The 13555-nt window shown below is 70.2% G+C and carries 12 protein-coding genes; 8 read left to right on the top strand and 4 right to left on the bottom strand.

Annotation, left to right across the window (positions count from 1 at the left end; genetic code table 11):
* Positions 1-575: 575 nt before the first annotated feature.
* The 6 genes from octT (at position 576) to holA (ending at position 8369) form a co-directional block, all read left to right on the top strand.
* Positions 576-1271: a diglucosylglycerate octanoyltransferase gene (gene octT / locus U3653_RS05865; RefSeq protein WP_195077919.1), complete on the top strand. Its 696-nt coding sequence runs from the start codon at positions 576-578 to the stop codon at positions 1269-1271.
* A gap of 3 nt (positions 1272-1274) precedes the next feature.
* On the top strand, positions 1275-2117 hold the full coding sequence (locus U3653_RS05870) for a DegV family protein (RefSeq protein ID WP_195077573.1): 843 nt from the start codon (positions 1275-1277) through the stop codon (positions 2115-2117).
* 81 nt (positions 2118-2198) lie between these two features.
* Positions 2199-2684 carry a GNAT family N-acetyltransferase gene (locus U3653_RS05875; protein WP_195077574.1) on the top strand — a complete coding sequence of 162 codons (486 nt, stop codon included), beginning with the start codon at positions 2199-2201 and terminating at the stop codon, positions 2682-2684.
* Positions 2685-3601: 917 nt separating this feature from the next.
* Positions 3602-4243: a ComEA family DNA-binding protein gene (locus tag U3653_RS05880; RefSeq protein WP_397069938.1), complete on the top strand. Its 642-nt coding sequence runs from the start codon at positions 3602-3604 to the stop codon at positions 4241-4243.
* 149 nt (positions 4244-4392) lie between these two features.
* Positions 4393-6996 carry a ComEC/Rec2 family competence protein gene (locus U3653_RS05885; RefSeq protein ID WP_323123911.1) on the top strand — a complete coding sequence of 868 codons (2604 nt, stop codon included), beginning with the start codon at positions 4393-4395 and terminating at the stop codon, positions 6994-6996.
* 401 nt (positions 6997-7397) lie between these two features.
* Positions 7398-8369, top strand: coding sequence for a DNA polymerase III subunit delta (gene holA, locus U3653_RS05890; RefSeq protein WP_323123910.1), 972 nt, complete (start codon positions 7398-7400; stop codon positions 8367-8369).
* 573 nt (positions 8370-8942) lie between these two features.
* On the opposite strand, the gene U3653_RS05895 is transcribed toward holA, so the two are convergent.
* Positions 8943-10013 carry an aldo/keto reductase gene (locus U3653_RS05895; RefSeq protein ID WP_195077577.1) on the bottom strand — a complete coding sequence of 357 codons (1071 nt, stop codon included), beginning with the start codon at positions 10011-10013 and terminating at the stop codon, positions 8943-8945.
* A gap of 125 nt (positions 10014-10138) precedes the next feature.
* Between U3653_RS05895 and U3653_RS05900 the strand changes: the two genes are divergently transcribed.
* Positions 10139-11206 (top strand): helix-turn-helix domain-containing protein, encoded by a 1068-nt coding sequence (locus U3653_RS05900; protein WP_323123909.1) that lies wholly within the window; start codon positions 10139-10141, stop codon positions 11204-11206.
* 7 nt (positions 11207-11213) lie between these two features.
* Here the strand turns inward: U3653_RS05900 and U3653_RS05905 are convergent, their stop codons facing one another.
* Both U3653_RS05905 and rpsT read right to left on the bottom strand, forming a co-directional pair.
* Complete coding sequence (locus U3653_RS05905) at positions 11214-11462, bottom strand: hypothetical protein (protein ID WP_067810480.1); 249 nt, start codon at positions 11460-11462, stop codon at positions 11214-11216.
* A gap of 176 nt (positions 11463-11638) precedes the next feature.
* Positions 11639-11899: a 30S ribosomal protein S20 gene (gene rpsT, locus U3653_RS05910; protein ID WP_067810479.1), complete on the bottom strand. Its 261-nt coding sequence runs from the start codon at positions 11897-11899 to the stop codon at positions 11639-11641.
* A gap of 438 nt (positions 11900-12337) precedes the next feature.
* Here rpsT and U3653_RS05915 point away from each other — a divergent pair, with 438 nt between their 5' ends.
* Positions 12338-13126 carry an aquaporin gene (locus tag U3653_RS05915; protein WP_195077578.1) on the top strand — a complete coding sequence of 263 codons (789 nt, stop codon included), beginning with the start codon at positions 12338-12340 and terminating at the stop codon, positions 13124-13126.
* A 20-nt stretch (positions 13127-13146) separates the two neighbouring features.
* On the opposite strand, the gene U3653_RS05920 is transcribed toward U3653_RS05915, so the two are convergent.
* On the bottom strand, positions 13147-13551 hold the full coding sequence (locus U3653_RS05920) for a DUF5360 family protein (RefSeq protein WP_195077579.1): 405 nt from the start codon (positions 13549-13551) through the stop codon (positions 13147-13149).
* Positions 13552-13555: the final 4 nt, after the last annotated feature.

Consider the following 13555-nt stretch of genomic DNA (forward strand, 5'->3'; position numbering starts at 1 on the left):
AGGACGACGGTTCCGGCGATATCGTCACCGAGGTACCGCCCCAGGTGCACGTCGGCGGCGCTCCCTCGCCTGTCGGCATTACGAACGACGTTTCGGTGGCGGATGGTTCCGTGGCAGCGGTGGGGGAAATCGTTGCTACAGGGGCGGATCGGTCTGCGGTAGCGCTCGGCGAATCGGTTGCTCCGGCGGCGGATGGTTCTGTGGCAGAGCTGGCGGAACCGGTTGCTCCGGTGGCGGATCGGTCTGCGGTAGCGCCCGGCGAATCGGTTGCTCCGGCGGCGGATGGTTCCGTGGCAGCGCCGGGGGAATCGGTCATTTGGGCGGCCGACGCGATCGCCGAATCGGCTGCCACAGTGGCGGATCGGTTCCTCGCGGTGTCCGAGGAATCGGTCGCCTCGGTGGCGGACCGGTCGGTGGCAGACGCGATCCCCGCATCGCCAGCGCCGGCCGACCTTGTGTTCGAGTCCGCCACGACGACTCGGTCCGCTGTGACCGGGGAAGCGGGACTCGGTTCGGGCGAGCCTGCTTCCGCTGCCGCGGACCAGCCCGTCGAAACGCGGGAAGCCGCGCGCCCGGTGCTGCTGGTGATCGCCGATTCCCTGGCCTATTTCGGGCCCAAGGGCGGGCTGCCCGCCGACCATCCGCGCATCTGGCCCAATCTCGTTGGGGCCGAGCTGGACTGGGATGTCGAATTGGTCGCCCGGATCGGCTGGACCTGTCGCGACGCCTATTGGGCGCTGATCGGCGATCCCCGGGTATGGGCCGCGGTGCCGCGCGCGGGTGCGGTGGTCTTCGCCGTCGGCGGCATGGACACGCTGCCCTCCCCGCTGCCCACCGCACTGCGCGAACTGATCCGCTATGTGCGCCCGCCCGCTCTGCGCCGCGTCGTCCGCGCCACCTACAACTGGCTGCAACCCAAGCTTTCGAAACTCGGCAGGCCCGTGGCGCTTCCGCCCAAGGTGAGCGTCGACTATCTGGAGCAGTGCCGTACGGCGCTGGCGCAATTGCGGCCCGACCTGCCCGTCGTGGCGGTGCTGCCATCGGTGCACGACTGCGCGGCCTACGGTCGCGTGCACTCCGGCCGGCCTCGGGCGGTCGAGGCGCTGCGCGCTTGGTCCGGCCGGACCTCGGTGCCGCTGGTCGACCTGGGCGAGGCGGTGCGCGACAACATCTTTTCCGGCGAGGCGAACCCCGACGGCATCCACTGGGGCTGGGACGGTCACACGGCGGTGGCCAACGCGATGGTCAAGACCCTGCAGGAGGTCCGGTAGTCCGTGGCAGTCGTGGTCGTCACCGATTCGTCCGCCAGCCTCCCTGCCGAACACCTCGACGAGCTGGATATCGCCGTCGTCCCGCTGCACGTCCTGGTCGGTGACCGGGCGATGCGGGAAGGCGTCGACCCGGTCGAGATCGACTATGCCTCCGACACCGTGACCACTTCGGCCGCATCACCCGGCGAGCTGCGGGAGGTGTACGAGCGGGCCTGGGAGCGAAGCGGCGGGGACGGCGTTGTCGCGGTGCACATTTCCCGCCAGCTGTCGGGCACCTGGGAGGCCGGTCGGCAGGCCGTGCGCGACATGGACGCCGCCCACCGCGTCCGGCTGGTCGACTCGCTCGGGGCCGGGCTGGCCACCGGGCTGCCCGCGCTGGCCGCCGCGCGGCGAGCCAAGACCGGGGCGCCACTGGACGTGGTCTACGACGCGGCCGTCGCCGCCGCCGCGCGCGCCCGCACGTTCATCCTGGTCAATCGCACCGAACAGTTGCGCCGCGGCGGCAGGTTGTCCTCGGCGGCGTCGTTCTTCGGCAGCGAGCTGGTCACCAAGCCGCTGCTGCACATCGTCGAGGGCCGGTTGGAGTTGCGGGAGAAAGTCAGGACGCGTTCCAAGGCGTACGCGAAACTCGTCGCCGCGGCGGTCGACGCGGCCGGCGAGGACGGCGCCGCGGTGGCCGTGCAGCATCTTGGCGCCGAGGACGCGGCACAGACCATCGCGGGTCAGTTACGCGAACTCGTTCCCGGCCTGGAAGAACTGGTCGTCGCCGAGTTCGGGCCCGCGCTGGCGGTGCACCTGGGGTTGGGGGCGCTCGGCGTGCTCGTCGTCCCCGGCGGGTGTCACTGATCAGGCGAGAGTTCCAGGCCGCCAATGATCTCGGTGATCCGAATGCGGGTGTGTCGCCCGGCGTACGGCTAGCGTCGGAGCATGAGTTCCGCGCAGCCACCGGTCCGCACGCCGCTCACCGTCACCTCGGTGGACTGGGACCATCCCGACGCGGTGACGTTGCGCGCGGAGATGGCCGCCGAGGTCGGGCCGCGTTACGCGCATCTGGCCAGGCAGCTGCCCACGAATCCCAACGCGGTGGATCCGGCCACTGTGCACAGCACTTTCGTAGCGTATTCGGACGGCCCGGTCGGCCATGCCGCGCTGCGGTGGAACGGGGAGGAACTCGAGGTCAAGCGCATGTTCGTCCGTCCCGCGCACCGCGGTTCGGGCGCAGCGGTCCTGCTGCTCACCGCCGCCGAGGACGCCGCCCGCGCGGCCGGACGCCCCCGCCTGATCCTGCAAACCGGTCACCTGCAACCGGAGGCCGTCCGCTTCTACGAACGCAGCGGTTACCACCGAATCCCGATCTTCGCGCCGTACGAGGTACTGCCGTTGTCGAACTGCTTCGCCAAGGATCTGGGCTGAGGCGCGTCGCCGGACGCTCCGCCGCGACATCATCGGGGTGAACCGCCGAATGCTGCTGTGCGCATAGCTGTCGACTGCCCGGTTTCCGCTTCGGCGAGGCTCTTCTGTGAAGAGTAACGGCGTGTCCCTGGCAGGGCGCCACGCTCCGGTGCGAATTGTGCACAGGGCGGCGGTTGTCAACAGATTCGTCGAACGCGCTGGTCGGGCCGATCTTTCCGGTGCGGTCCCGCACTACCGTCGCGGCCATGTCACGACAGGACGAACGCGAGCGGGTACGAAGGCGATTGGGTGAGCTGACCGCCCGGGTCGGCGCGAGCATGACGGCCGGGGCGGGCGGGCCGGAAACGGAGCACGGACCGTCTGGGCGGGAGACCACACCGTCTCCGCGTGGCGTCCCCGTGGGAGCGACCGGACAGCGCGATAGCCCCAGCCTCGCGGCCCCAGTCCAGGCGGCGGACACCTCACGCGATGAAAAGGTCTCGTCTCCAGGGGGAATCGGGTGGCAGGCCAGCCCAACTCCGCCTGACGTTCGTTTCGCTCGCGCGGCTGGCGAGACGCAGCTCGCACCCGATGTCGGAACGGTGGTGGATTCCCGCACAACCGCATTCGAGGACGATGACCGCCGGTCGGGGACGATTGGTCACGCCTCCGATACTGCTGTGGCGGCGGGTCAAGCACCGCCCGGACCACGTTCGAGCACGGCGGGGAAATGGGATCTCGTGCGGTTGCCCAGTCATCCGGCGCCGGGCCCGCAAGCCGAGGACGATGTCGGTCGCGTCCGGTCGCCCGGCTGGCTGGAGGATTCGGCGCCCGCAGCGAATCGGCTGCACCGCCTCGTGCCGGAACGATTCCGGGGTGCCCGGCTCGATCCGGGTCGTCGCGGGGTCCGTACGCTCGCGTTCGCTGGCATCGCCGCGATGGTTGTCGCCGGTGTGGTCGTGTTCCGCGAGCGCCCGGTCACGCATCCGGTGCCGCCGTTGCCGGTCGGGCAGAGCGTCACCTTGGCGACCACCGGCGCTGCCGCCCCGACGACTGCGGCCGGGGCGCAACCGGGGCGAGTCGATCCCGCTCCGCCGACGGCCGAGCTGGTCGTCAGTGTGGTCGGCTTGGTCCACCGCACCGGTTTGGTTCGGCTCCCCGAAGGTGCGCGTGTCGCCGACGCGCTCGCCGCCGCAGGCGGCCCGAGCGAGGGCGCGGACACCACCGGCCTGAATTTGGCGCAGCGGTTGTCGGATGGCGACCAAGTGCTGGTCGGGCCGGTCGTGCCGAGTTCGGGCGCGCCGCAGCACGGCAGTGGCACGATCGGCGCGGGCGGGCGTCCGTCCACCGGGTCCGCCGCCGCGCCGAGCCGTCCCTCGAGCCCGGCGGGCCGGATCGATCTCAACACGGCCTCCGAGGCCGAACTCGATGCTCTTCCCGGTGTCGGCCCGGTCACCGCGCGGGCCATCGTCAGCTGGCGTACGACCAACGGACGTTTCACCTCCGTCGAGCAGCTCGGCGAGGTCGACGGCATCGGCCCCGCCCGCCTGGCCCGGCTGCGTGATCTGGTGCGGGTATGAGTGCCGCGGCGTTGCTCGAACTGCTCCGACGGAAGTCGGGCGCCGATACGCGATCGAAGGCCGGTACAGGCGTCGGAGCCGCTCGAGGTCGTGGGGACGGCGCGGCGCCGGAGGAGCCCGGCGCAGGTGCGGCACTGGACGCTCGCCTGTTGCCCGCCGCCTTGTGCTGTTGGGGCGCGACCATCGTGGCGGTGGCGGCGGGGTGGCGGGCGGGGATCGCGCTGGCGGTCGCGTTGACGGCGATGGCCATCGGATTGTGGATGCTGCTGCTGTGGGCGATCGCGCCCCGCGGCGAACGCAGGCGCGCGGTGGCGATGGTGGCGCTCGCCGCCGTGGTGCTCGGAGCGGGATTCGCGGCCGCGGCCGCATGGCGGGAACATCGCGTGGCGACGCATCCGCTGCGGACGGTGACAGGGCAGTCCCTGCGTGTGGTGGTCATTCCGGCAAGCGACCCGAAACCGTTGCGCACCACAGTGTCCGGTGCGGATCGTCAGTGGATGGTCCGGGCAGATCTGCGCGAGTACCGGCGCGGTGGGGTGACGGTGCGCGCCGGTGGCGCGGTGGTCGTCCTTGCGTCCGGCTCGGAATGGGGCGGCTTGTCGCCGGGAGGGCCGATCGAGTTCCGTGCTCGGGTGGAAAAGCCGCGCCGATCCGACCTCACGGTCGTCACGCTGCATGCGCAGGGCGCGCCCACCTCCGCCGGGCCGCTGCCGTGGTGGCAGCGCGCCGCCGATTCGGTGCGCGCCGACTTCGCGGCATCGGCTGAGCGGGCGCTGCCGCCCGACGCCGCTGGACTGCTACCGGCGCTCGTCGTCGGTGACACCTCGATGCTGCCGGATCAGTTGCGTGACGATTTCAAGGTCGCCGGGCTGCAACACCTGACCGTGGTCAGCGGCGCGAATTTCACCATTTTGCTCTCGGTCGTGTTGTTCGCCGTACGCCTGCTGACGCTCGGGCCGCGGGGCGCGACGGCCGTCGCCGCCGCGGCGCTGCTCATGTTCGTCGTCGTCGCCCGGCCGGACCCGAGCGTGCTGCGCGCCGGTGCGATGGGCGCGATCACCTTGCTGGCCGTGCTCACCGGCCGCCGCAAGCAGGCGCTGCCCGCGCTGTGCGCCGCGATCATCGCGCTGCTGGCCCTGTGGCCGGGACTCGCCGTCGACGCCGGGTTCGCGCTGTCGGTCGTCGCGACGGGTGGTCTGATCCTGCTGGCGCCGAGCTGGGCCGATTGGCTGCGGGCCAGGGGATGGTGGCGGGTGCCCGCCGAGACGGTGGCCGTGTCCGCGGGGGCCTTCGTGGTCACGACGCCGATCATGATCGCGCTCACCGGGCGGCTCAGCTTGGTCGCGGTGCTCGCGAACGTGCTGGTCGCCCCGGTCATCGCACCGATCACCGTCGCGGGGGCCGGTGGGGCGGTGCTGTCGATCCTGTGGTCGCCGCCGGCCGACTCGGTGCTGCGCTGCGCGGTTCCGCCACTGTGGTGGTTGCTGTGGGTGGCCCGTCACGCGGCCGCCCTGCCCGGCGCGTCCCTCGCGGTCCCGGGCGGACCGGCGGGCGGGCTGGTCGCGGGTGCCGTCGTGGTCGGCGTGATCGTGGCATTGCGTGCGCGTGCCGCGCGGCGAATCGCCGCCGCGGTCGTGGTCGGGGTGGCGGTGGTCCTGGTTCCGGTACGGCTCTGGCATCCAGGCTGGCCGCCCACCGGCTGGGTCCTCGCGGCGTGCGATGTGGGGCAGGGTGATGGTCTCGCGCTGTCGGTCGGTCCCGGCGCCGCCGTGGTCATCGATGTCGGGCCGAATCCACGTCCGATCCGCACCTGCCTGGATCGGTTGCGCGTTTCGCGAATCCCCCTGCTGATCCTCACCCATCCGCACGCCGACCACATCGACGGGCTCAGCGGCGCGCTGCACGACCGCGCGGTCGACGCGATCGCCGTCGGCATCCACGAACTCGAGGCACTCGCACCGCGGGCTCCATCCGGAGGCGGTGCTCCCGAAGCCGCGCTGGGGTGCGTTCCCGTGCCGACAGCCGCCCCGGCCGCGCATCCCGACGGCTTCACCGGTGCCGCCAAAGGCCATGCGAGCAGCGACCCAGCTTCTCTACCGGAGTGGCGAGGCGCGAATGGCCGTTCGGCGGGTGGTGCCGATCAGCCTGGCCGGGTACCGCGACATGCGCCCGGCTGTCGTCCCGGCGAAGACGGGATCGGAAGGCAAGAGCGTTCGGGTGACGCGCGCGCCCCTGGCTCGGGTCTCGCGCAGGTCGCGACCATCGCCAGGAGCGCGGGAGTGCCGCTGCTGGAATTGTCGGCCGGACACGTTCTGAGTTTCGGGTCGATCGAACTCCAGGTGCTCGCGCCAGGCCGGAACGGTCCGCGACCGGTCCCCGGCGCCGAAACCGAGGACGCCAACAACCGGTCGGTGGTCGTCACCGCCCGCACACCCGCGGGCAGGATCCTGCTCACCGGGGATATCGAAGCCTCCGCGCAGCGGGCTCTGATGCATGCCGGGATTCCCATCCAGGCGGAGATCCTCAAACTTCCGCACCATGGATCGCGCACCACCGCAAGGGAATTCCTCGACGCGGTGCGCCCGCGGCTGGTGCTGGTCAGCGTCGGCGCGGGCAACGCCTTCGGGCATCCGGCCCCCGCTGTCCTCGCCGACCTGTCCGCCCTCGGCGCGACGGTGGTCCGAACCGACCAGGAAGGCGACATCGTGGTCTCGGGCGGCGGCGGGCAGCTGCGCATGACGAGTTCTCGATGAGCGGCGGACGCCCGGATCGCAGGCGGGATTCGCTCACGTGCACCGCACCGGAACGGCTCGCCACTGGCGCGATGGCGGCAGCCCCGCGATCGGCCACTGTGAAGGAGGCCCGCGGCACCTCGCAGTACTCCGCGGGCGCTCGCCCGGCGCCGGGGTGTAGCAGCGCGGGATCTCTTCGGTGCCGGGTCGAGCAGATGAGCTGGCACCCCGCCGAGGTTCGCCCTCATCAGGATGCTAGGACAGCCACGATCGCCGGTTCGTCTCGCGTGCCACGACTACCCGTGGCGGGGGTGAGGTGTCGGTCATGGATCGTAGGATCGGGCTGTGAACCAGCACGGCGAATGGAGCAAGGCGGCAGAGCCCGCGAGCACGACGCCCTCCGGCAACGGGGAGGCGCTGTCGTGAGCGAGCGGCCCGCGCCGGTGCACTTGGTGCTCGGGGAAGAAGAGTTGCTGATCGAGCGGGCGCTGGCCGCGCTCACCGCGCAGGTCAGGGCGCTGGCTGCGGACCCGGACGCGGTGCCGGTCGATCGTTTGCGCGCGGGGGACGCGAGTACCGCGGAGCTGGCCGAACTACTGAGCCCGTCGTTGTTCGCCGAGGACCGGGTGATCATCCTCGAGTCGGCGGCCGAAGCGGGTAAAGACGCGGTCGCGGTGATCACCGAGGCTGCGCAGAGCCCGCCCGATGGCGTGGTGCTCGCCGTCGTGCACTCCGGCGGCGGACGGGCCAAGGCACTCGCGCCCGCGTTGCAGAAAGCCGGGGCCGTCACCCACGACTGCGCCAAGCTGACCAAGGCCGCCGAGCGCGTCGAGTTCGTGCGTGGCGAGTTCCGCAACGCCGGAGTGCGGGTGTCCGGCGAGGTCGTCCAAGTGGTGCTGGAGGCGGTCGGCTCGGACCTGCGTGAGCTGGCGGCGGCGTGCGGGCAGCTTGCCGCGGACACCGGAGGGAAGATCGACGTGGCGGCCGTGCGCCGCTACTACTCGGGCAAGGCCGAGGTCTCCGGCTTCGACGTGGCCGAACTCGCGGTGGCGGGGGACCGTCCCGGTGCGATGGAGGCGCTGCGCTGGGCGAACGACCGCGGCGTGCCGCACGTGCTGCTCGCCGACGCGCTCGCCGACTCGGTGCACACCATCGCGCGCGTCGGTTCGGTCGGGCGCGGCGACCCGTTCAAGCTGGCCCAGCAACTCGGTATGCCGCCGTGGAAGGTGAAGAAGGCGCAAGCGCAGGCCCGCAACTGGACCCCCGCGACCATCGGCTCCGCTCTCCAGGTCGTCGCGACCCTCAACGCCGACGTGAAAGGCGGCGCCGCCGACGCCGGCTACGCCTTGGAACACGCCCTCACCCGAATCCTCGACCTGCACGGCGCGGATTGAGCCACGCCCGTTCCGATCGCTCGGCCGGAGCGCATGGCGCATGTCGAGCGGGGCTGGTTGGCATCGTTCGGCTGGAGTGCGCGGCGCATGTCGAGCGGGGTCGGTTCGGATCGTTCGGCTGGAGTGCGCGGCGCATGTCGAGCGGGGTCGGTTCGGATCGTTCGGCTGGAGTGCGCGGCGCATGTCGAGCGGGGTCGGTTCGGATCGTTCGGCCGGAGCGGCGTTCCACCGCGTGCCGTCGATCCGTTCGGTCCGCAGTGGAACGGAGCGGATCACTGAGCCGTCCGCGCGTCAGCTCACCGAAGACGGGCAGTCTGCGCGAGAACGCGCTTCAATGGATCGCGGATGAGATCGGCTCGAGCATTTTTGGGCTCCGCGGTGATGCTCCCGGCGGGCAGATCACCGGCGTGCGCCGTGGCGACGGCTCCGGCAGCGTGAATGCCCGGCACCTGCAGTGCCTGTGGCGATCCGCGATGTGGTGCACCTCGGCTGGATCCACGTAGACGCCCGTGCCTGCGCAGACCGATGCGGCGGTGCGATTTTTTCTTCGCACCGCCGCATAGCGCGCGTCGCTCAGGCGCGCCCTTCGATCTTCAGATCACCGAAGGTGACGCTCTGGGTCATCGGGCGGTTCAGGAACTCGTGCGGGAAGCCGAGGTCCACGGCGCTGGCCTGTTCCAGCCTGGCGAGCTGGGCGGCGTCGAACTCCACCTCGAGCGCGCCGAGGTTGTCCTCCAACTGCGCCGCCGTGCGCGCGCCGATGATCGGCGAGGTGACTCCGGGCTCGCGCAGCGTCCAGGCCAGCGCTACCTGCGAGGGCGTCTTGCCGATCTCGGCCGCGACCTGTTTGACGACGTCGGCGATGGCGAGGCCGCGTTCGGTGAGCGAGCCGTTGGCGGCGGCCACGTTCTTGCGGCTGCCTTCGGGTGAGCCGTCCGCCTGGTGGTCGAGGTCGGCGCGGCTGTACTTGCCGGTGAGCACACCGCTGGCCAGCGGTGACCACGGGATCACGCCGAGGCCCAGCTCCCGCGCCATCGGGATGAGGTCGCGCTCGACGGTCCGCTCGATCAGGCTGTATTCGATCTGCAGCGCGATCAGCGGCGACCAGCCGCGCAGATCGGCGATGGTCTGCATCCGCGCGATCTGCCAGGCGGGCGCGTCGGAGATGCCGACGTAGAGCACTTTGCCCGAGCGGACCAGATCGTCCATGCCGCGCAGGATCTCCTCGACGGGAGTCAGGAAATCCCAGGCGTGCAAGTAGAGCAGGTCGATGTAGTCGGTGTTCAGCCTGCGCAAGCTGGCCTCCACCGAGCCGACCATGCTCTTGCGGTGATTGCCACCGGAATTCGGGTCGCCCTGACGGCGCAGCATGGTGTATTTCGTGGCCAGCACCAGACTTTCGCGGTTGTCCGCAGTGAATTCGCCGAGCAGTTGCTCAGAGGTGCCGTTGGTGTACTGATTGGCCGTATCGATGAAGTTGCCGCCTCGATCGACATAGGTGTCGAAGATCTTGCGGGCCTCGTCCCGGTCCGCGCCCCAGCCCCAATCGGCGCCGAAGGTCATGGTTCCCAGGGACAGGGGCGACACCCGAAGGCCCGATCGGCCGAGCAGCCGGTAGGTGTCGAGGGTGCGAGCTCCGGACATGTCCAGCTCCTTGTGTTTTCGCGATGCCTTGTTGCCGGAAGCCAGTCTTCAGCGTCGTGCGCAGGTCAGTAAGGGAAGTCTCATCCTGGGAAGGCCAGTCCTAGGCAGCCGTAGGATCGACGGTGATGACTGGCACGGTGAACCCCACACAGCGCCGCGACACCAGGTCCGGCGGCGGCAGCCCGCGTGACCAGGCCGGGCCGGGGAGCGGCGCGGAGTCGGCCCAGCGGCGCGACCTCGGCTCCGGTGGCGGCAGCCCGCGCAACCACAGCGGAGCCGGTAGCAGCGCGGATTCGAGCAAGCCCCGCGACCTCGGACCCGGAGGTCGGAACCCGCGCAGTCGAGCGGTGTCCGGTAACGGCGCGGATCGAGTGCAGGAGATGGCCGCCTTCCTGCGGGCCCGCCGGGAGCGGCTGACGCCGGACGATCTCGGCCTGCCGCAGCGCAGGCAGGCGCGCCGGACGCCGGGGCTGCGGCGCGAAGAGGTGGCCGAACTGGCCGGCGTGAGCACCGACTACATCGTGCGGTTGGAGCAGGGGCGGGGCCTGCGGCCGTCGGTGGAGGTGCTGAACGCGCTGGCACGGGCCCTGTGCCTGAACGACGACGAGCGCGCCTACCTGTTCGACCTGGCGCGACAACGGCAGCCCGACAGCGGCAAGCCGAGCACGGCGCCCGCGCCCGCACTGGCCATGCTGGTGCGCGATCTGTCCCCGCTGCCCGCGATGCTGGTCAACCACCGCTACGACATCCTGGCCTGGAATCGGGAGATGGCGGCGTTGATCACCGATTTCGGCGCGCTGCCGGAACGGCAGCGCAACTCCATGTGGCTGTGCCTGCTCGACCCAGGCATGCGGGATTTCTATGTCGAGCGGGAACGCATCATCCGCGAGGGCATCGCCGATCTGCGGGCGGCATGGGCTGCGCATCCGGACGACCGGGCACTGGCCGACCTGATCGCCGAGTTCACCGCCTACAGCGCGGAGTTCGAACAGGCCTGGGCGCGCCACGACGTGTGGGTGCAGGGACGGGGGAACAAGCCGCTGCGGCACCCGGTGGTGGGTCCGCTGGTCGTCAGCTACGAGGTACTCATGCCCGTACAGGATCCCGACCAGCGGATCATCATCTACCGCGCCGCGGACGCGGACTCCCAGGCGGCGCTCGACCGGCTCACCGCCGCGCTCGCCGCGCCGTGACCTGGGGCTATTCCGTGGTGGAACTCAATACCAGTTCGCCGTCGTCGTCCGCGTCCTCGTAGCGGCCTTCCCACTCCTCGTAGGCGGGCACATCCTCGTCCCTGGTGACGATCCACTCCAACGAGTAACCGCCGTCGTCGTCGGGAACCAGCACATTCTCGATCTTGAGTCCGAAGCCGAGCACCTCGGCCGCGCGGATCACGTCGGGCAGATCCTCGGCGCGAACGACCGTCTGATTGGCATACACGGTTACCATGCGCGGAATGGTAGCTGGAACCTCCGACACGGCGCGGGCCGAACGTCGAAACACCAGCTGGAACGGCTTCGGCGCCTCGGTTGCCGTCCGGGCACGACAAAAGCCGCCGTGGTCATCGAGGCCACGACGGCTGCGTCACACCACGAACTCGGTACCGGCGCGCGGTACCGGGTGAATCAGAGCTTGTTGTAGGCCAGCGCCAGGGCCGACTTCTTGTTGGCGGCCTGGTTGGCGTGGATGACGCCCTTCGAGGCGGCCTTGTCCAGCTTCCGGCTGGCGAACTGCAGGCGCGCGGCGGCGGCTTCCTTGTCACCGGCGGCCGCGGCCTCGCGGAAGCTGCGGATGGCGGTGCGCAGCGCGGACTTGACCGACTGGTTGCGCTTGCGCGCTTCCTCGTTGGTGCGGATCCGCTTCAGCTGGGACTTGATGTTGGCCACGCCGGTTCCTCGTGTTCCTGTCTGGTTGGTCTGTCCTGGAAAGTTCGTCGGGCGCGCGACATGCCCGAGGAGAACGGGTAACGCAGCGCCGAAGGTCGAGGGTACCAGTCACCCTTCGGCTCGCGAAATCGACACCCGACCGGCCGCGGCGTCTCCGGGCGACGTCCGAGTCGGCGGGCGCACGGCGCACCGCCGTGCTTCGGAACGCCACCTACGCCACCACGGTATGCGGTCGCGGCACCCGGCAATCTGCCAGCTCCCTGTCTCACGTGACCGTTTAAGCAGGCCGGAGGTGTGACTCGACCGGCATCGAAGTCGTTGTAGAGATCATCCGACTCGCGTAGCGTCCTCCTAGCAACCGTTGCTTTCATGCGGCTGGCTGTCGAAGCGGTACCACGACTCGTCCGAGTACATGTCTGGAACGCGGAAGGTGGACAGATGTCTCCAACGGCCCAGGAAGTAGTCGAAGAGGCTGTCGAGAACAAGCCGGTGCCCGAGAGCAAGAAGTGGGGCGCGGAGGCGCTCGGCACCTTCGTCCTGGTGATCGGCGGCGTCGGCACCGCGGTGCTGGCGGGGGAGAAGGTCGGTCCGCTCGGCATCGCGCTGGGCTTCGGTCTGTCGCTGATGTTTCTCGTGTACTCGATCGGGCCGATCTCGGGCTGCCACGTCAATCCGGCGGTCACCGTGGGACATCTGTTGCTCGGCCGGCTCAGCGGCGTGTCCGCGGCGGGGTATGTGATCTCCCAGCTCATCGGCGGGCTCCTGGCCGGTCTGGTGTTGTTCGCGCTGGCCAAGAACCTGCCGTCGTACGACCGGTCCGTCGACGGCCTCGGGGCGAACGGATGGGGCAAGCACAGTCCGTCGGCGATCCGCGGGCCGCTGGGGGAGGTGGTGGTGCAGAACGGTTTCGGCATCGCCGCCATGATCATCGTCGAGGTCATGCTCACGGCGCTGCTGGTCTTCGTGGTGCTGTCGTCCACCGACCAGCTCTCCGACGTGCCGCTGGCCGGTCTGTCCATCGGCGTGACGCTGGCGGTGATCCACCTGGTGTCGATCCCGGTGGACAACACCTCGGTCAACCCGGCCCGCAGCCTCGCCGTGGCGCCCTATCAGCACGGCGCGATGGGGCAGGTCTGGGCGTTCATCGTCTTCCCGCTGATCGGCGGCGCGCTCGGCGCGCTGCTGTACGGACTGCTGTTCGGCCGTTCCCGGGACATGATCTCCTGAACGAACGCGTCCCGCGGCGGTCAGCTCGCGGCGCGCTCCTGCGGTGCGGTGCACACCAAGGTGACCAGCGCCGGGATGGGGAACAGCAGCAGGAAGAGGTTGGGCACCCACCACACAGGGCTGAAATCACCGCGCAGCGTCCAGAACGCGATGGCTTGCAACCCCGCCACGCTGGTCAAGGTCAGCGACACGGTCATCAGGGTGCGTCGACCGGGCGAGCGGCACAGGCAGGCCAAGCCGGTGGCGCTCGCGGCCAGGTCGAGCACGACGAACGAATAGTTCCAGTCGCTGATGATCGGGTCGGTGTAATCCTTGTACGCCCATTCTGGCGGGATCACGTGGGCGAACGCGATCGCCCAGTAGAGCAGGAAACCGACGTCGGTGATCAGCATGGCGATCTTGGTCGGCCCGAGCACGCGCGACATCGGC

The organism is Nocardia implantans, from assembly GCF_035544775.1.
In the GTDB taxonomy this organism is placed as follows: domain Bacteria; phylum Actinomycetota; class Actinomycetes; order Mycobacteriales; family Mycobacteriaceae; genus Nocardia; species Nocardia implantans.